This window comes from Pseudarthrobacter sp. lyk4-40-TYG-27 (genome assembly GCF_030209295.1).
Classification (GTDB): domain Bacteria; phylum Actinomycetota; class Actinomycetes; order Actinomycetales; family Micrococcaceae; genus Arthrobacter.
The window spans coordinates 364,798-382,266 of sequence record NZ_JARVSH010000003.1 but is presented as its reverse complement, the minus strand read 5'-3'; the positions used below and the strand labels follow the sequence as shown (position 1 = coordinate 382,266).

Annotated in this window: 16 protein-coding genes; 8 read left to right on the top strand and 8 right to left on the bottom strand. The window is 68.5% G+C overall.

The window, feature by feature from the left end; translation table 11 throughout:
* Window positions 1-43 precede the first annotated feature (43 nt).
* Window positions 44-616, bottom strand: a complete 573-nt coding sequence (locus QRM96_RS06265) for an MOSC domain-containing protein (protein WP_285318883.1) — start codon at window positions 614-616, stop codon at window positions 44-46.
* Between the two features lie 56 nt (window positions 617-672).
* Between QRM96_RS06265 and QRM96_RS06260 the strand changes: the two genes are divergently transcribed.
* Window positions 673-1,644 (top strand): alpha/beta hydrolase, encoded by a 972-nt coding sequence (locus QRM96_RS06260; RefSeq protein ID WP_285318881.1) that lies wholly within the window; start codon window positions 673-675, stop codon window positions 1,642-1,644.
* Window positions 1,645-1,790: 146 nt separating this feature from the next.
* Here the strand turns inward: QRM96_RS06260 and QRM96_RS06255 are convergent, their stop codons facing one another.
* From QRM96_RS06255 to QRM96_RS06245, 3 genes are all read right to left on the bottom strand, one after another.
* Window positions 1,791-4,181 (bottom strand): ATP-binding cassette domain-containing protein, encoded by a 2,391-nt coding sequence (locus QRM96_RS06255; RefSeq protein ID WP_502934879.1) that lies wholly within the window; start codon window positions 4,179-4,181, stop codon window positions 1,791-1,793.
* Window positions 4,182-4,273: 92 nt separating this feature from the next.
* The gene (locus QRM96_RS06250; RefSeq protein ID WP_018763334.1) at window positions 4,274-4,693 is read right to left on the bottom strand and encodes a VOC family protein; all 420 of its coding nucleotides are present in this window, start codon (window positions 4,691-4,693) and stop codon (window positions 4,274-4,276) included.
* On the bottom strand, window positions 4,690-5,139 hold the full coding sequence (locus QRM96_RS06245; RefSeq protein ID WP_026265025.1) for a helix-turn-helix transcriptional regulator: 450 nt from the start codon (window positions 5,137-5,139) through the stop codon (window positions 4,690-4,692). Before QRM96_RS06245 ends, QRM96_RS06250 begins: the two co-directional genes overlap by 4 nt.
* A 258-nt stretch (window positions 5,140-5,397) precedes the next feature.
* Between QRM96_RS06245 and QRM96_RS06240 the strand changes: the two genes are divergently transcribed.
* From QRM96_RS06240 to QRM96_RS06215, 6 genes are all read left to right on the top strand, one after another.
* On the top strand, window positions 5,398-5,784 hold the full coding sequence (locus QRM96_RS06240; protein WP_018763332.1) for a CBU_0592 family membrane protein: 387 nt from the start codon (window positions 5,398-5,400) through the stop codon (window positions 5,782-5,784).
* A 93-nt stretch (window positions 5,785-5,877) separates the two neighbouring features.
* Window positions 5,878-9,195, top strand: coding sequence for a DUF5107 domain-containing protein (locus QRM96_RS06235; protein ID WP_285318879.1), 3,318 nt, complete (start codon window positions 5,878-5,880; stop codon window positions 9,193-9,195).
* A complete protein-coding gene (locus QRM96_RS06230) occupies window positions 9,192-10,508 on the top strand; it encodes a cellulase-like family protein (RefSeq protein ID WP_285318878.1) in 1,317 nt (438 codons plus the stop codon). Before QRM96_RS06235 ends, QRM96_RS06230 begins: the two co-directional genes overlap by 4 nt.
* A gap of 10 nt (window positions 10,509-10,518) precedes the next feature.
* Window positions 10,519-12,855, top strand: coding sequence for a beta-galactosidase (locus tag QRM96_RS06225; protein WP_285318877.1), 2,337 nt, complete (start codon window positions 10,519-10,521; stop codon window positions 12,853-12,855).
* A gap of 30 nt (window positions 12,856-12,885) precedes the next feature.
* On the top strand, window positions 12,886-13,773 hold the full coding sequence (locus tag QRM96_RS06220; protein WP_285318876.1) for a helix-turn-helix transcriptional regulator: 888 nt from the start codon (window positions 12,886-12,888) through the stop codon (window positions 13,771-13,773).
* Window positions 13,774-13,860: 87 nt separating this feature from the next.
* Window positions 13,861-14,748 (top strand): SDR family oxidoreductase, encoded by an 888-nt coding sequence (locus QRM96_RS06215; RefSeq protein WP_285318875.1) that lies wholly within the window; start codon window positions 13,861-13,863, stop codon window positions 14,746-14,748.
* Window positions 14,749-14,773: 25 nt separating this feature from the next.
* Here QRM96_RS06215 and QRM96_RS06210 read toward each other — a convergent pair whose 3' ends face one another.
* Together QRM96_RS06210 and QRM96_RS06205 are read right to left on the bottom strand one after the other, a co-directional pair.
* Window positions 14,774-15,304 carry a YbhB/YbcL family Raf kinase inhibitor-like protein gene (locus QRM96_RS06210; protein ID WP_285318874.1) on the bottom strand — a complete coding sequence of 177 codons (531 nt, stop codon included), beginning with the start codon at window positions 15,302-15,304 and terminating at the stop codon, window positions 14,774-14,776.
* A gap of 73 nt (window positions 15,305-15,377) precedes the next feature.
* Window positions 15,378-15,668, bottom strand: a complete 291-nt coding sequence (locus tag QRM96_RS06205) for a cupredoxin domain-containing protein (RefSeq protein ID WP_109044176.1) — start codon at window positions 15,666-15,668, stop codon at window positions 15,378-15,380.
* On the opposite strand from QRM96_RS06205, the gene QRM96_RS06200 reads away from it, so the two are divergent.
* The gene (locus QRM96_RS06200) at window positions 15,604-15,924 is read left to right on the top strand and encodes a hypothetical protein (RefSeq protein WP_165837963.1); all 321 of its coding nucleotides are present in this window, start codon (window positions 15,604-15,606) and stop codon (window positions 15,922-15,924) included. The genes QRM96_RS06205 and QRM96_RS06200 overlap by 65 nt on opposite strands.
* A gap of 20 nt (window positions 15,925-15,944) precedes the next feature.
* Here QRM96_RS06200 and QRM96_RS06195 read toward each other — a convergent pair whose 3' ends face one another.
* Window positions 15,945-16,667 (bottom strand): class F sortase, encoded by a 723-nt coding sequence (locus QRM96_RS06195; RefSeq protein WP_285318872.1) that lies wholly within the window; start codon window positions 16,665-16,667, stop codon window positions 15,945-15,947.
* A 33-nt stretch (window positions 16,668-16,700) separates the two neighbouring features.
* Entirely contained in the window at window positions 16,701-17,450 is a 750-nt protein-coding gene (locus tag QRM96_RS06190) for a hypothetical protein (protein ID WP_285318870.1), read from the bottom strand.
* Window positions 17,451-17,469: the final 19 nt, after the last annotated feature.

Below are 17,469 nucleotides of genomic sequence, written 5' to 3'. Positions count from 1 at the left end.
GCGGGCCGAAAGCGTGCCGTGCGTGACGCCGTCGTACGCGTTACTAGGGAAGCCGCGACGGCCGCAGGAAACTCGACTCCCCGGCCCGGCCCGGATCCAGCGGCACCGGACTGGCCAGCACGGCAGGGCCCCGGTGCAGGAACCCGCCGGTCAGGGCGCGGCACCGGATGCCGCCGCGGCCCCGCATGGCCGGGTGGGCGCCCGGGGCGAGCATCCCGTCCATCCACGCGCAGGGCTGGGCATGCCTGCCGCCATGGAACTCCACCACGTCCCCGCCGGACTCCAGCGAAAAATCGTGGCCCAGCAGCGGCGCCAGCTGCGCCCCGCGGAGCACCACGTTCCGCCGGGTCAGCAGGGGATCGAACGGCTGCGAGCCCAGCTCGGCGGCGATCGCCTCGAGGGATTCGACGGCGAACAGGGTCACCGCTGCGTCCATGTGGGCGGCCTTGCCGAAGAACCGGTCACCCACGATGCCCTTCCCGGCCACCACCTCAGCCTGCGCAGCATCTTCGGTCGGAACATCGGCGGCACCGTCCCGGGCGCGGCCGAAGTAGGCGTGCGCGGGGGACACCAGCAGGTGCAGGATCTCGACGTCGTACCGGAAGCTTTCAGCCATACCGCCAGCGTATGCCGTTCCCCGCAATCCGGCCGCCCGGTGGAAAGATCAGACCCATGGATACCTCACCAACCGCAGCCCGGGTTCTGCCCGCCAGGCACAGGACCGTCCTCTTCTGGGCGTCGGTGGCCTGTGCCGCCGCCCTCCTCCTGGTTCCCGCGTGGATGCTTGCCGGCAATCCCGCCGTCCTGGGCGGACACCCCCTGCTGCCGGGCCTCCTGCTGGCGGCGGCTGCGTCCGGCGTCGTCTGGGCCATCCTGCTGTGGGTGCGCCGCGATGTTCCGCGGCCCCGCTCCCGTGTCCGGGCCGTCGGCGCCTGGGCGGGCAGGATCGCCGTGCTGGCGCTCGCCGCCGGCCTGGCCTGGCTAAGCCCCTTTGCCTACCAGCCGGGCCAGGCAGCGGAGGCGGGCCCGACGTCGGACCTCGCCGTCACCGAGTCAGCCACCGCCATCACCATGTCACCGGAGGGCAGGACTGCCACCAAGGGGTTGGTTTTCTACCCGGGTGCCCGGGTGGACGCCAAGGCGTACCAGGACATCCTGGCCCCCGCCGTGGGGGCCGGATACCGGGTGGTCATCCTGAAGGAACCGCTGGGGCTCAGCCTGCTGGACGGAAGCCAGGCCAGGAGCGCCATGGCCGACAACCCGGACATCAGGACCTGGGCGGTGGGCGGCCACTCACTTGGCGGGGTATCAGCATCGTCCTTCGCCCTGGCCAACACCGATGTCAGCGGGCTGGTTCTCTACGCTTCCTACCCGATCGAATCCCTGCGCGGGCGGACCGGCCTGTCCGTCCTGTCCGTTTCCGGCAGCCAGGACGGACTCAGCACCCCCGCCAAGATCCAGGCATCCCGGGACCTCCTCCCCGTGGATACGGAGTTCGCCGCGGTCCAGGGCGGGGTGCACGCGTTCTTTGGCGACTACGGGGCGCAGCCCGGTGACGGCGAACCCGGTATCAGCCGGCAGGCAGCGCAGCAGCAGATCGCTGCAGCTACCGTGTCCTTCCTGGGGCAGCTCCAGCGGAGCTAGGTTTCGACAGGCTCAACCACCGAAAGGGTCAACCGCCGGCAGGCGCAACCGGCGCCGGGGTCAACCGCCGGCGGGCGCAACCACCGGCAGGCGCAACCGCCGGCAGGCGCAACCGCCGGCAGGCGCAACCGCCGGCACCGCCCGGATCAAGCTCCGACGTAGGCCGCCAGGTGCTGCCCGGTGAGCGTGGCCCGGCCGGCCACCAGATCCGCCGGCGTACCCTCAAAAACGATCGAGCCGCCGTCGTGCCCGGCTCCCGGGCCGATGTCGATGATCCAGTCCGCGTGCGCCATGACCGCCTGGTGGTGCTCGATGACGATGACGGACTTCCCGGAGCCGACCAGCCGGTCCAGCAGGCCAAGGAGCTGTTCGACGTCGGCCAGATGCAGGCCCACCGTGGGCTCGTCCAGGATGTAGATCTCCCCGGCCTCAGCCATCTGCGAGGCAAGCTTGAGCCGCTGGCGCTCGCCGCCGGACAACGTGGTCAGTGGCTGGCCCAGGGTGATGTAGCCCAGCCCGACATCGGCAAGCCGCTCCAGGACCTTGTGCGCCGCGGGCGTTTTGGCCTCGCCGTCGGCAAAGTACGCCAGCGCCGCGTCCACGGACAGGTCCAGGACGTCGGCGATATTCTTCCCGCCCAGGGTGTACTCCAGGACGGCGGCCTGGAACCGGCGGCCCTCACATTCCTCGCAGGTGGACTCTACCGTGGCCATGACGCCGAGTTCGGTGAAGATCACGCCGGCGCCATTACAGGTGGGGCAGGCGCCCTCGGAGTTTGAGCTGAACAGCGCGGGCTTGACCCCGTTGGCTTTGGCGAAGGCTTTGCGGATGGGTTCCAGCAGACCGGTGTAGGTGGCCGGATTGCTGCGCCGGGACCCCTTGATGGCGCCCTGGTCAATGACGATCACCCCGTCACGCTTCGCCAATGAGCCGTGGATCAGCGAGCTCTTGCCGGACCCCGCCACGCCCGTCACCACGCACAGCACCCCCAGCGGCACGTCGACGTCCACGTCGCGCAGGTTGTTGGTGGAGGCGCCGCGCACCTCCAGCGCGCCGCGGGCCGCCCGGACCGAGTCCTTCAGCCGGGACTTGTCACCCAGGTGCCGCCCGGTGATGGTGCCGCTGGCACGCAACCCGTCGACGTCGCCCTCGTAGACGATCTCACCACCGCCGGCACCGGCGCCCGGACCGAGGTCGACGACGTGGTCGGCGATCGCGATCATCTCCGGTTTGTGCTCCACCACCAGGACGGTGTTGCCTTTGTCCCGCAGCTGCAGCAGGAGCGTGTTCATCCGCTCGATGTCGTGCGGGTGCAGGCCGATGCTTGGCTCGTCGAAGACATAGGTGACGTCGGTGAGGGACGAGCCCAGGTGCCGGATCATCTTGGTCCGCTGCGCTTCGCCGCCGGACAGGGTGCCGGCCGGACGGTCCAGTGACAGGTAGCCCAGGCCGATCTCCGCGAAGGAATCCAGGAGGTCCCGCAGCCCGGCCAGCAGCGGGCGCACCGTGGGCTCGTCCAGGCCGCGGATCCACTGCGCGAGGTCGCTGATCTGCATGGTGCACAGGTCCGCGATGTTCTTGCCGTTGATCCGCGAGTCGAGCACCTCCGGCGTGAGGCGCGTGCCGCCGCAGTCCGGGCAGGTGGCGAACGTGACCGCCCGTTCCACGAACCGCTTCACGTGCGGCTGCATGGCCTCCACGTCCTTGGACAGCATGGACTTCTGGATCTTGGGGATGATGCCTTCGAAGGTGAGGTTGACGCCCTCCACCTTGATCTTGGTGGGCTCGGCGTACAGCATCGTGTCCAGCTGTTTCGCCGTGAACGTCGCGATCGGTTTGTCCATGGGCAGGCCCATGCCCTCGAACAGCCGGCCGTACCAGCCGTCCATGGAGTAGCCGGGGACGGTGAGGGCGCCCTCGGCCAGGGACTTCGAATCGTCGTACAGGGCGGTCCGGTCGATGTCGCTGACGTTGCCCATGCCCTCGCACCTCGGGCACATGCCGCCGAGGTAGGTCACCTGGCGGACCACGTTCTTTTCCACCCGGCCGCCCTTTTCGGTGCTCATGACGCCGCTGGCCTTGCGGGTGGGCACGTTGAAGGAGAAGGCGGTGGGCGGCCCGACGTAGGGCTGGCCCAGCCGGCTGAACAGGATCCGCAGCATGGCGTTGGCATCCGTGGCGGTGCCCACGGTGGACCGCGGGTTGGCGCCCATCCGCTCCTGGTCCACGATGATCGCCGTCGTGAGCCCCTCCAGCCGGTCCACATCAGGCCGGGCCAGGCTGGGCATGAAGCCTTGGACGAACGCACTGTAGGTCTCGTTGATCATGCGCTGCGATTCGGCGGCGATGGTGGCGAACACCAGGGAGCTCTTGCCCGAGCCGGATACTCCCGTGAACGCGGTGAGCCGCCGCTTGGGCAGCTCAAGGCTGACGTCCTTGAGGTTGTTTTCCCGTGCGCCCTGGACCCGGATGATGTCGTGGCTGTCGGCCAGATGCATTCCGGTGTGCGCGGCGTCGGTGCTGGTGTCGGTGCTCAAGGTGTCCCCCTGTGTCCTGGGCGGCACTGCGGGGAGGCTGCGCTGGCAGCCTCCCGCGGCGTCGTCCGTTTTATACGTTGCTGGTTATATGCCTAAGGCTGCTGGTTGATGCGCACGGTGTTGCCGGCCGGGTCGCGGAAGGCGCAGTCGCGGACTCCGTAGGGCTGGTCGATGGGTTCCTGCACGACGTCGGCCCCGGCGGCCTCCACCTTGGCGAACGCCGCGTCCACGTCCGGAGACGAGAGGACGATCGTGGCGTAGGTGCCTTTGGCCATCATTTCGGCGATGGTGCGGCGCTCGTCGTCGGTGATGCCGGGGTCTACCGCCGGCGGATGCAGGACGATGGAGACGTCCTTCTGGCCGGCCGGCCCCACGGTGATCCACCGCATGGTGCCCCGGCCAACGTCGTTGCGGATTTCGAAGCCCAGGGCGTCGCGGTAGAACGCCAGCGAGGCGTCGGGATCGGTGGCGGGAAGGAAGGTTGAGGAAATGTTGATGTCCATGGCAGTCATGCTAGTAACGGCTCAGGGTCGGGCGCTTCTCGATTCCTGACCGGTCTGGTGACCTGCTTCGCCACGCAGGCGGGGATCCCCGCCGTCGAGTTCGCTGCCTCCTGCTTGTAGACGCTGGGCGGCATCCCCACCAGTTCGCTGAAGCGGGTGCTGAAGGTCCCCAGCGAGGAACAGCCGACGGCGAAGCACACGTCCGTCACGCTGAGGTCCCCCATGCGGAGAAGCGCCATGGCGCGTTCAATGCGGCGGGTCATGAGGTAGCTGTACGGGGATTCCCCGTAGGCGAGCTTGAACCGGCGGCTGAAGTGGCCCGCGGACATGTGCACGTCCCTGGCGAGGGATTCAACGTCCAGCGGCTGCGCGTACTCCCGGTCCATCCGGTCCTTGACGCGGCGGAGTTGGGTGAGTTCCCGGAGGTAGGGATCGGCGGCTGGACTGCTGGTCACAGCTCCGATCGTGCTACGCCGCGGGGGTCTTGTCCACCCTCTTCGGCGGCGGGGAACCGGGCGTCAAAAGTGCTCCGGGGTGCGGGGTATGATTATGCCGCCGGCCAGCGTATGAGGTCCTCGCCCGAACAGGGCTTGAGGCAACGCAGAGCTGGATGTGAGCGGTCCCGCGGGTCCGGCACGCGGCGAAACCAAACCTTGATTCACCATCTTGAGCCCTGCCCGGATACTGCGCAGGCACCATCTTGGAAGGACGCCATGGAACTGCTGTGGGAAATTGCCGGCTGGGCAGGCGCGGTTGCGATACTCAGTGCGTACCTGGCCGTTTCCATGGGCTGGCTGAAGGCAGGCAAGGGCTTCCAGACGGCCAACCTGTTCGGTTCCGTTGCCTTCATCATTAACGGAACCCTGCACGGGGCCTGGCCGTCCGTCGTCACGAACGTGGCCTGGTTCCTGATCTCCGCGGTGGCGCTGGTCCGGATGCGGCAGGAAGACCCGGCCCCCTCCCTCGAACCGGCGCAGGTCCAGTACCCGGGGGTTCCGGACGGCACCGGCCAGCTCGCTGTGGTGGAAGCCCTTACCGGGTCCCTGCCGGTCATGCCGTCGGTCCATCCCGCCGGGGACGGGCCGCGGCTGGCGCTTTAGGCTCATCGGGGCCAACGCCGCGTACACGATCGTCCATATAATCGCGCGTTTTTGCCATGGCCACCGCCTAGGGCGCCTTCATAGCCTTGGGGGGTGACCAACGAACTTACCCCGCCGGGCAGGATTGTGCTGCCCGATGCGCCGCAGGACCAGCAGGACATCCTGGATGCAGGCGGCGTGGCCTGCTGGAGCGAACCCGTCCTTATCGACACCTACACCCCAGGGGAGCCGGACCGGTATCCGTTGTTCCTTGACCGGCGGGTGTACCAGGGATCCAGCGGCAAGGTGTACCCCATGCCGTTCATCGACAGCATCGAACCGGACAGGAAGCCCAGGCTGTGGCAGGCCATCCACCTGGAAAACCGGTACGTCCGCCTGATGCTGCTGCCCGAAATCGGCGGCCGCATCCACGTGGGATATGACAAGACCGCAGGCTATGACTTCTTCTACCGGAACAACGTGATCAAGCCCGGGCTGGTGGGACTGGCCGGGCCCTGGATCTCCGGCGGAGTGGAATTCAACTGGCCCCAGCACCACCGGCCCGGCACGTTCCTGCCGGTGGAAACCGCCGTGGAGCCTGCCGGCGACGGCAGCGTCACCGCCTGGCACACGGACCTGGACCCGTTGCAGCGGATGCGCGGAACCCATGGCGTCCGCCTCCGGCCAGGCAGCTCCCTCATCGAGGTGGAGGCCCGGCTCTACAACCGTACGGACGAGCCCCAAACCTTCCTGTGGTGGGCGAACGCCGCCGCCCGCGTGCACGGGAACTACCAGTCCTTCTTCCCCACCGACGTGTCCCACGTGGCGGACCATGCACGCCGCGCCATCACGGCCTTCCCCCGCGCCGACCGGCCCTACTACGGCGTGGACTACCCCGCGCTCGCCGGACAGCATGGAACCCCGGATGCCGACCGGCTCGATTTCTACGCCAACATCCCCGTCCCCACGTCCTACATGGTCACAGACACGGCTGACAGCTTCTTCGGCGGATACGACCACGACGCCAAGGCCGGCTTCGTGCATTGGGCGGACCGCAGCATTGCACCCGGCAAGAAACAGTGGACGTGGGGGAACGGTTCCGTGGGCAAGGCCTGGGACAAGCACCTAACGGACGACGACGGCCCGTACGTCGAGTTGATGGCCGGCGTCTTCACCGACAACCAGCCGGACTTCAGCTACCTCGCTCCTGGCGAGACGCGCACCTTCAGCCAGTACTGGTACCCCATCCGGCACATCGGCCCGGCGCACCAGGCGAACCTGGAGGCCGCCGTCGCGCTTACCCTTGACGACGCCGGCCGGACCGCCACGGTGGGTGTTGCCGGCACGGGCCATACGGAAAATGCCACGGTGGTCCTGGCCCTGCATGGCGAAACCCTCCACACGTGGACCGCCGGACTATCCCCGGACCGGCCCTTCACCGCCACGGTTCAGCTGCCCGCCCCGGCCGAGGAAACGGACCTGGCCCTCAGCGTCATGGAAGGCGCCAGGGAACTCATCTCCTGGACCCCACGGCAGCCAACGGACCGTCCCGCAGAGCCCTGGGCAGCCACCGAACCAGCGCCTCCGCGGGAGATCGAAAGCGCTGACGAGCTCCATGTCACCGCAACCCACCTGGCCCAAAACCGGCACCCCACCAGGAGGCCCCAGCCCTACCTTGAGGAGATGCTCCGCCGGGATCCAGGGGATTCCCGCGCCGCCACCGCCCTTGCTGCCACCCAGTATCGGACCGGGGCCTATGCCGGGGCCCGGAAGCTCCTTGAAACCGCCCTGGACCGGCTGACCGGCCGCAACCTGAACCCTCCCAGCGGGGAGGCAAGCTACCGGCTGGGCCTGGTCCTGGAACGAACGGGCCGGCTCGCTGAGGCCCGTGAACGCTTCGGGAAGGCCGCCTGGGACAGGGCCTGGGCGCACCCTGCCCGCCTCGCCTTGGCCCGGTTGGCCCTCCGGGAAGGTGAGCCGGCCACCGGGCTCCGTCATGCCGATGCCGCGCTGGCCCTGGAATCAACCAGCCCGGAAGCCAGGCATCTCCGGTACCTGGCCCTGGAAAACTTGGGCCGCAGGGCTGACAGCGCCCGGCTGCTGCAGGACATCCTGGCCGCGGATCCACTCGATCCCGTGGCCCTCTCGCTCGCCGGATCCCTTGACGTCGCAGACCCCAAGACCGGCCTGGCCGTCGCCTGCTGGCTGGCCCGCGCAGGCCAGTGGCAGCTCGCCCTGGACCTGACCGAAAGCGCGCCGCCCGCGGGTGCTGACCCGGCCTTCGGCAACCCCGCGCCCATCCGCCACTACTTGCGCGCCGGATGGCTGGAAGAACTGCTGGACCCGCAGGAGGCTGCCGCGCAACGGACAAAGGCGCGGCGGGCGGACACCACCCATGCCTTCCCGTACGGCCTGGACGAGTTCGATGCGCTGCACCGGGCCCTCGAAGCCGACCCGCGTGATCCCGTGGCGCACGCGCTGCTGGGTTGCTGGCTGCTTGACGCGGAACGGACCAAGGATGCGCTGGGCCACCTGCAGAAGGCGTTGATCCACGGGTCCACCGATCCCGTGGTGTGGCGCAATGCTGCGCTGGCCACGGTTAATACCGGTGGCGACCCCGCCGCCGCTGATGCGTATTTTGCCCGGGCCCTGGAACTAAGCCCGGATGACGCGCGGCTCGTCTTCGAACGGTCCGTCCTGTCGGAACTCCGCGGGCTGCCCGCCGGGGAGCGGCTCGCCGCCATCGAACAGCATGGACCGGCCGTCCTGGCGCGGGACGATCTTGCCGTTCTCTACGCCAACCTGCTGACCGACGTGGGGCGGCCGCAGGAAGCCCTGGTGCTCCTGGGATCCCGAACGTTCCAGCCGTTCGAGGGGGGCGAGGGCCTGGTGCTCGCCGCCTACGACCGGGCAGCGGTGCAGCATGCGCGGACGTTGATGGAGCAGGACCCGACGGCGGCCGCCACCTTGCTGCGCACGGGCATCGAAGCGCCCGCGAACCTGGGCGAAGGCCGGCATCCCCGGGACAGCATGGCTGAACGCTTCGTGGCGCTCGGCGATGCGCTGGAACGTGCCGGGGACGCTCAGGCCGCGGTGGAGGCCTGGACTCGGGCCTGCCGGCAGGCGGGCGCCCTGGCAGTTGACCCCGGCCCGGCCGGCCCGGCCGACTACTGGCGCGGCGTCGCCATGTCCCGCCTGGGCAGGGGTGGCGACGCCGAGGACGTATGGCGCCGGCTGGAGGAACGGGCCGACGAACTCGAAGCCGCCCCAGCCGCGCCCGACTACTTCGCCACATCCCTCCCGGAACTGTTGCTGTTCGCCACCGACACCGCTGCATCCCGCCGCACGGCGGCTGCGTCACTGCGGGACCTGGCCGGGCGGGGCCGCCTGCTGACCCGCAAGCCGCAGCTGGAAGGAACCGGTGCCCCGTGACGGAGGAACCCCGCTACCTCGGGTCCGGCACGGTGCACGGCGACACGCGCTCCCTGACGGGCGCACCGCCGTCGCACCTTCCGCCCCGCCTGGCCATCAGCCTCTGGGACTTCTCCTGGTACACCCGCGCCGAGGCGGGCGGACCCTACGCGGACCTGGACGCCGCCTGCGCACGGGCCGCCGGGCTCGGATACAACGCCGTCCGCATCTGCGCTGCGCCGCTGCTGCTCCATGGCGGGCTGGGGCTGGAGGCGCTCGCGGAGGACCTGGTGATCGAAGGACTGGGAACGGCGCCCGACGGCGGGATATACGGCAGGGGGACCCGCTGGTATGACGTTCCCGGCGGGTACCGGATCAACCTGCGGACCCGGCTCCTGGACCTGTTCGAGGCCGCCGCCCGGCACGGGCTGGTGGTGATCCTGGCCAGCTGGGAGTACCAGCAGTCACCCGCCTTCGCAGAATCGCCGGAATGGTTCGAAGCCATCGACGCCGTCCCGCTGGAAGGCCGGTACCGTGTCCTGGCCGACGCCTGGGACCGGCTGATCGGCGAGGTGTCAGATGCCGGGCACCGGGACCGCATCGCCCTGGTGGAACTGCACAACGAGGTGGACTTCTCCATCCTCCCGCCGCTCGCCAACGGCAGTAGTGAGGTGGATCGGCTGCGCTCGCTGCATCCGGACCTGTTGATCACGGCCAGCTACGGCAAGCCGCCGCACCTTGCCATGCATACCCTGCCCGATGGCCTGGGCGCGGCGCAGTTCCACGTGTACAGCTACGGCGTGCTGGACGCCCTGCAGCAGCAGATCGACATCCGTTCCGAAGGGAGCGGCGGGTTTCCCAACCGGGCACTGCGGGCTTTGCTGAAGCCTGGCGCACCCTCGGTCGCGGAGTATGGCCGCCTGGCGGAATGGAAGTACCGCGCCACCGTGGTCACCGGCCAGATGCTCTACGGCTACGACTGGCTCGATCCCGATGCCTGGGACACCTGGCTGTACAACGAATACGGGCCCTACCGGGAAGTGATGCGGCGCGAGATTGAATCGCGGGTGACCGCCATCGCCGCATGGGCCCGCTGGAAGGACGTTCCCGCGGTGGTGGGCGAGGGCTGGATCGGCTACACACCGCTGCTGGGCACCTTCGAGGAGGGGCCGGTGGGCCGCGACCTCGCCGAACACGCCATCCGCACCGCCCTGGAGCACGGCGTGTGGGGCATGGTGCTGTGCTCCAACGCTGCGCCGCACCACCCCCTGTGGGCCGACGAAGACTGGCAGCGCCGCATGAACCACCTGATCCGTACCGCACCCGTGACCTGAAAGATCCGCCATGCCCTCCCCGAACACGGCCCTTGACCTCCTGACCGCCACCCACCGGCCGCACGGCAATGCCTTGCTGCGGCCGGCCATGAGCAACACCGAGGATCCGCACGGCAGGTGGCGGGTCACCAACCACTACTTGGAGTGTGGCGGACGCCCGGCCATCCCGGTCTCCGGGGAAATCCACTTCAGCCGGCTGCCCAGGAACCGCTGGGAGGACAGGCTCCGCCTGATGAAAGCCGGCGGTATCACCGTAGTGGCCTGCTACGTCTTCTGGATCCACCACGAGCCGGTGGAAGGTGATCCGCGCTTTGACGGCAACCTCGATGTTGCGGCGTTCGTCCGGCTCTGTGCCGCGCTGGACCTGGACGTCGTCCTGCGCATCGGGCCCTGGGCCCACGGCGAGGTCCGCAACGGCGGCTTTCCGGACTGGGTGCAGGCGGCCCCCGTCCGCCACCGCACCAATGATCCCGCCTACCTGGACATGGTGGAGCGCTGGTACAACCGGCTGGGGGGCGAACTGCGCGGCTTGTGCGGGCCGGACAGCAACGTGATCGGCATCCAGTTGGAAAACGAGCTCTACGACCAGCCGGCCCATCTTTCCCGGTTGAAGGAGCTGGCCCGGGCGGCCGGGCTCGGCGCCCCCCTCTGGACCGCGACCGCGTGGGGCGGGGCGGACCTGCCCGGGGCCGAGGTGCTGCCGGTCTTCGGCGGTTACGGGGACGGATTCTGGGTGGATGCCGGCGCGCCGTGGGATCCGACGTTCCGCCAGCACTACTTCTTCAGCCACCAGTGGGACGATCCCGGCATCGGGGCCGACCTCCGCGAACACCTGTCCGGAAACGAGGCCGCGCCGCCCCGGTCCACCTCCGACCTTTATCCGGCGGCCACCTGCGAGCTGACCGGCGGCATGGCCACGGCCTATCAACGCCGGCCATGGCCAGCGGGCAAGGACGTGGCGGCCGTGTCCAACAACAAGATCGGCAGCGGCTCCGGCTGGCAGGGCTATTACATGTTCGCCGGCGGGACGAACCCCGCGGCCGGCCTGCAGGAGACCCAGGCGACTGGCTACCCGAACGACCTCCCGGAGTTCGACTACGACTTCCATGCGCCCATCGGTGCATCCGGCAGGCTGGCGCCGGGCTTTGCCCTGCTGCGCCGGCAGCACGCGTTCCTCGCCGCGTTCGGGGACCTCCTGGCGCCGATGCCGTCCACCCTGCCGGACCGGGAGCCGTCCGGCGTGGAGGACTCGGAGACGCTGCGCTGGGCGTTGCGCTCCGACGGGACGTCCGGTTTTGTGTTCCTTACCTGGCACCAGCCGCATATACCGCTTCCGGCATATAGTGGTGCGCAGTTCCGCCTGGGTCTGGCAGATGGGCCTGTGACGGTTCCGGACGTGCCCGTCGACATCCCCGCAGGCACCATCGCCGCCTGGCCGGTGAACCTGGAGGTTGGGGGCGTCCGGTTGCTCTGGGCCACCGCGTCCGCGCTGACAGTGCTCGATTCCGGGGGACCGCCGACACTGGTGCTCGCCGCGGAAGCGGGCATCGAACCGCGGCTGTGCCTGCCGGAGGGGACGGTCCTGGAAGGCGAGGCTGCTCCGCTGGGCGGGAATGCCTGGGCTGTCCGCCCCTCCCTGGCTCAGCTGACGGCGACGTGTTCCGGGGGTGCCTTGAAGATCCTGGTCCTCCCCGCTTCCTTGGCGGACCAGGCGTGGGTGCTGGAGACGCCGCGCGGCCGGGAGCTGGTGCTGTCCGCCGAACCGGTGTGGATGGACGCCGTCGGCTTGCTGGCGGGCCGCTCGCTGGGCGCGCCCTCGGTCCGGCGGTATGCACGCGAAACCGGGCGGTTTGAGGCTGTATCTGCCGCAATGCAGTTGAGGGCACCTGCCCGCCGCGACGTTCCCCTGGTGCCGGTCCGCGCTGCGGCCGCCATTCCGGCGTCCTTCGGCTCGCTGGCGGGCCGGGCTGCCGCGCCGGGCCGGGAAGCGATGGCGGAGCTCTCCGCGGAGTACAGGATTGAACTTCCGACGACGGACGCCGCCACCGGCGGTGCGCCCACCGAGCTGGAGGTCACCTGGGCGGGTGACGTTGCCCGGCTGCTCGTGGACGGCCGTGTGGTGGCCGACCGCTTCTGGGACGGATCGGAGTGGGTCATCGACACCGGCGATGCCGGCATCCGCGCCGGCTCGGAGGTCTTGCTCCAGGTCCTGCCGCTTTCCAAAGATGCAGAGGTGGGGCTGCCCGCCGCGGCCCAGCGCCTGCGGGACGCCACGTCCGGGGACTTGCTTGCCGTTGAAAGGGTGCAGCTGGTGTGCTGGTCCGATTGGCGGGAAGACCTGGGCTGAGCCCTCCCGCCGTCGTAGGATGGACGTTTCTTGACGGAGGGGACGCAGGTGGAACGGGCGCATGGATTCCAGAATCAGCGGCTGGTGGTGGTTCCCCGGCCCTTGGTCCTCGAAGCCCTCAACCGTCCCATCACCCGGCGCCTGATAGTCACCGACGCAGGATTGTTTCCCGCCGCCGCGGACCATGGCCGCTACCGGCCGCAGGGCGCGGAGGAAACCATCGTCATCCTGTGTGTTGACGGACGCGGGTGGGTGGAAACCGCCGGTGCGCGGACCGACGTCGGCAAGGGGACCGCCGTCGTCCTTCCCGGCGGCACGGGCAAGGCCCACGCGTATGGTGCCGCCGCGGATGATCCATGGACGATCTGGTGGTGCCACGTCCGCGGAACGGATGCGGCGGAGCTGGTTGAGGGCGCCGGGGTCAGGCCCGGCCGGTGCATTGTTCCGGTGGTGGCGGCAGACCGGATGACAGCGATGCTGGATGAGATCGTCAGCGCCCTGGAGAAGGACCAGTCACCCGCCCGCCTGGTGGCCACGGCGGGGATGGCGTGGAAGCTGCTGGCCATGTTGGCCGTGGATCGCCGGGTTCCGGAGAAGGGGACGCCGCTGCAGCAGGCCATGAACTACCTGGAGGAGCGGGCGGACGGTGCCATCCGGCTGGCTGACCTGGCTGCGCTGGTGGGTGTTTCGTCGTCGCACCTAAGCAAGCTGTTCCGGGAGGCGACCGGCGGGGGAGTGCTGGCACACCACACGGCCCTGAAAATGGCGCGGGCGCGGCACCTGCTGGATACCACGGACCTGACTATCGCGCAGGTGGGCCGCGAGGTGGGGCTGCAGGACCAGTTCTACTTCTCCCGCCAGTTCCGCCGGCTGCACGGGGTCAGCCCCAGCGCGTACCGGGCGGAGCGGAAGGGGTAAGGCAGCCTGCACCTTGCTGGATCCGGGGACTCCGGAGAAACTGAAGGCATCCAATGGCCCAAGCACCAGCAGCACCAAGGAGCGCCCGTGAGCGATCAGAACGTTGACCCGTCACCTACGCCGGCCAAGGGTGTGGTGCTGATTACCGGAACGTCCACGGGCATAGGCCTTGCCACCGCGGTGGAGGCCGCGCGGGCAGGCTGGACGGTCATTGCCACCATGCGCGACCTGCAGCGCGCGGACGCGCTTCGGGCCGCGGCCGATGAGGCCGGAGTATCCCTGGACATTCGTCGGCTTGACGTTACGGACACGGCGGACATCGACCGTGAGATTGCGTATTGCATCAGTTCCTACGGCCGGCTGGACGTGCTGGTCAACAACGCCGGAAGTGCGGCGGTGGGTACGGTGGAAATGCTGGGTCTGGAAGATTTCCGCAGCGCCATGGAGGTTAACTTCTTTGGCGTGGTGGCCCTGACCCGCGCCGCCCTGCCGCACCTGCGTGAGAGCGGCGGACGTGTCGTTACCATCAGTTCGGTGGGCGGGATAGTGGGCCAGCCCTTCAACGAAGCCTATTGCGCCGCCAAATTCGCCGTTGAGGGATTCCTGGAAAGCCTGCAGCCCGTGGCCAAGACCGTTGGCGTCGGGGTGCACGTCATTGAACCCGGTGCCGTGTCCAGCAATTTCGTGGCGAACGCCGGGATCGATGTCCCGGCCCTGCTGGAAACGGCCGGCTCCTACACCCCTGCCATCTCGGCCTACCTGGAACGAACCAGCACACAGTTCGCCAGCAGCAGCGCGCAGCAACCGGCGGATGTCGCGGCGGTGGTGCTGGCCACCATGGAAGGCGCTGAGCCGGCCTTCCGGATCCAGACCTCGTCCTGGGCGCACGACTTCGTGGCCACCAAACTGGCCGACCTGGACGGCAGCCGGGTCACCGGCCTGACCACGGGCTGGGTGGCTGCCCCACAGGAGTGACCTGTTTCGTTCGCCAGGCCGCCTGCTAGGGCTGCTCGAAGGTTGCCACTATCCGGGCCCGCGCTATTGCGTGGGTAAAGAGGTTGAAGCCGAGGTAGGCGGGACTGGCATCGGCCGGGATGTCCAGGTGTTCGACGTCAACGGCGTGAACGACGACGTGATAGTGGTGCACGCCGTGCCCCGGTGGGGGAGCAGCCCCAACGAAGCCGCGCATGCCGGCGTCGTTGGCCAACTGCACGGCGCCGGCTGGCAGCCCGGAATCCGCCGCACCCGATGGCAGGGATGTGGTGGATACCGGAAGATTAAACGCCGCCCAGTGCCAGAACCCGCTGCCGGTGGGAGCGTCGGGGTCGAATACGGTGACCGCGAAGCTGCGGGTTTCCGGCGGGAATCCTTCCCAAGCGAGCTGGGGGGACTGGTCTTTGCCCCCCTCTATTCCCATTTTGCCGCTCGCTTGCGCCACCGGAAGCGTCTCGCCGTCGGAAATGTCTGTGCTGGACAGCGTGAACTCGGGAAGTTGAGGCAGGCGGGAATAGGGGTCCTGTTCGAGATTCATGTGTCTCCTGTCGCACTGATTCTGTGGTGTTTCATCAGTATGCTTAGGGCCCTGCGATAGGGCAAGCTGTGGCTCATTTGATGTTCAGTGTTCCCTGCATGTTGGAGTGGTAGGTGCAGTGGTAGGTGTAGGTGCCCGGCTTTGCCGGGGCGGTGAAGGTAGTGCTGGTCCCGGCTTTGACGACTGCGTCGAAGGATCCGTCGTCTGCGGTTACGGTGTGGGCCACGTTGTCCATGTTCATCACTGTCACCGTCGATCCTGCCGGGACACTGTCCGCGCCGGTGTATGCGAATGATTTGATGTGGATCGTCCTCTCGGCCGCCGTCCCGGCGGAGCCGCTTGAGGTGCCAGTGGCCTCTCCCATTGACGACGGTGTTGCCGAAGCCACTGGGGAGGAGCCCATGTTCATGCCTGGATCCATGGAGGCGCTGGCGGATCCGGCCGCTGTTGACGACGCCGGCGATGAACTTGTGCCGCTGGCGGTTCCGCACGCGCTGGCCCCAATGATCGTCGCTGCGCCTATCAGGGTCAGGGTGAGGCGTTGGCTGGTCTTGATGGTCTTCATGGAGTTGGCCTTCGGGATCGGCATCGGAAAGCCCTGGGACCGAGGCCGACCGTGAACGGGCGGGCGGTGCAGGCATCAGGATGCGGGGTGGCTGGAGGTGAGGTGTGCGTATACGACGGTGTTGTCCAGGTATTCCCTCGTAGCGGGGTTGTAGCCGCCGCATGTGATGAGCCGGACTTCGGGGCGGTCCGCGTTTTGGTAGACCTCGATCGTGGGGAACGTGGCTTTGCGGTAGACATCGACCTTGTCCACGGTGAACACGGCAGCTGTGTGGTCTGCGCGGGTGATGGTGATGTCCTGGCCTGGGGTGACTTCGTGAAGCCGGTAGAACAGCCCGACATCGCTGTTGGTGGCGTTCACGTGGCCAAGGATTATCGCGGACCCCGTTTGGCCGGGGGTGGGTGAGTCCTGGTACCAGCCCCCGGGAGAACCCGGTTCACCGGACGGGGTCTGGATTTCGCCGTTCGCTTGCTTGCCCAGTGGAATCAGGCCTGCATCGACCCCGATGGAGGGGACTTGGACCCGGACCGGGACGGAGGCCGGCAGGGCGGCGTCCGGCGGCGCGGGAAGCATGGTCGGGTCGGTCGCTGCCGGATCCACAGCCGCCTGCGACGAAGGGGGCGCCTGAATCGTTGGGTCGGGAGATGGTGCTGCAGCCGTCACCCTGCTGGTTGGAGAAGGGTTGGGTGGTTCGGCGTGCAGGCCCAGGCCGATGGCGGTGATGCCGCCGGCCAGGAGCATGGCGGCCGCCGCAGACGCGACAAGGCGTCCGCGGCGGCTGCTCGTTTCAGATCCCATCAGAGCCCTGAAATTCCCTTTGCTTCTCGGCCCTTAGGCTGCCATCTTGCGGCGCAGCGCGTAGGCTCCGCCGGCTGCCAGGAAGAGGCCGCCACCGGCGGCGAGGAGTCCCAGGTCCGGGCCAGCCGGGGCCGGAGTGGCGAGGCCTGTGCCCGGGGCTCCGGCAGGCATTGCCTTCAGCGTCCCGCAAAGGGCCGGCGAGGTAGCGGCCAGCGGCAGGGACGGGACCAGATCGCTGGGTTCTTTTTGCGCGGCGGCGGGCAGGGTTGCCGGATCCAAGCCATGGACGACGACGACGGCGGTCCCGGCCTTGAGCGAATCAGCCGTCTTTGCGTCCAGAGTGAAGGTCCGGTTATAGGTGTAGGAGGCACCCATCCCGGCGACCTTCAGGTCGGTTCCGGCAGCAGGGCTGGTGTCACCGCTGGTGGACAAGGTGGTGCCGATCCCGCCGTAGAAGGGGGCGCCCTCGGTGGTACTGATGACGCCGTCCTTGCTGGTATCAGCTGACATGTCCGGGCAGGTTCCCTTGGCACCGATATGGATGTGCTGGACGTGCGGGTAGGGGCTGCCGTTGAACATCGCAGCGAGGCCGGAAACCTTCTCGGTCACGGTGGCCTGGTCGCCGTTGACGGTGATCATGACGGTTCCAGAGGCATTGCTGCCGTTGATAGCTGCGAGGTTTGCCTGGTACATCGTGTTGTCTGCGGCGAGGGCCGGGCTGGTGGAGAGCGCGAGGGCGCCCAGGGCCAGGACCGGGGCAATCAGGAAAGCGGATTTCTTCATGACGAGTTTCCTCCGTTGA

Bases quoted from the DNA above. Each gene is read 5' to 3' on its own strand.
- QRM96_RS06265 (WP_285318883.1), bottom strand. From the start codon at position 616: ATGGCTGAAAGCTTCCGGTACGACGTCGAGATCCTGCACCTGCTGGTG.
- QRM96_RS06260 (WP_285318881.1), top strand. From the start codon at position 673: ATGGATACCTCACCAACCGCAGCCCGGGTTCTGCCCGCCAGGCACAGG.
- QRM96_RS06250 (WP_018763334.1), bottom strand. From the start codon at position 4,693: ATGACTGCCATGGACATCAACATTTCCTCAACCTTCCTTCCCGCCACC.
- QRM96_RS06240 (WP_018763332.1), top strand. From the start codon at position 5,398: ATGGAACTGCTGTGGGAAATTGCCGGCTGGGCAGGCGCGGTTGCGATA.
- QRM96_RS06225 (WP_285318877.1), top strand. From the start codon at position 10,519: ATGCCCTCCCCGAACACGGCCCTTGACCTCCTGACCGCCACCCACCGG.
- QRM96_RS06210 (WP_285318874.1), bottom strand. From the start codon at position 15,304: ATGAATCTCGAACAGGACCCCTATTCCCGCCTGCCTCAACTTCCCGAG.
- QRM96_RS06200 (WP_165837963.1), top strand. From the start codon at position 15,604: ATGTGGATCGTCCTCTCGGCCGCCGTCCCGGCGGAGCCGCTTGAGGTG.
- QRM96_RS06205 (WP_109044176.1), bottom strand. From the start codon at position 15,668: ATGGGAGAGGCCACTGGCACCTCAAGCGGCTCCGCCGGGACGGCGGCC.
- QRM96_RS06195 (WP_285318872.1), bottom strand. From the start codon at position 16,667: ATGGGATCTGAAACGAGCAGCCGCCGCGGACGCCTTGTCGCGTCTGCG.
- QRM96_RS06190 (WP_285318870.1), bottom strand. From the start codon at position 17,450: ATGAAGAAATCCGCTTTCCTGATTGCCCCGGTCCTGGCCCTGGGCGCC.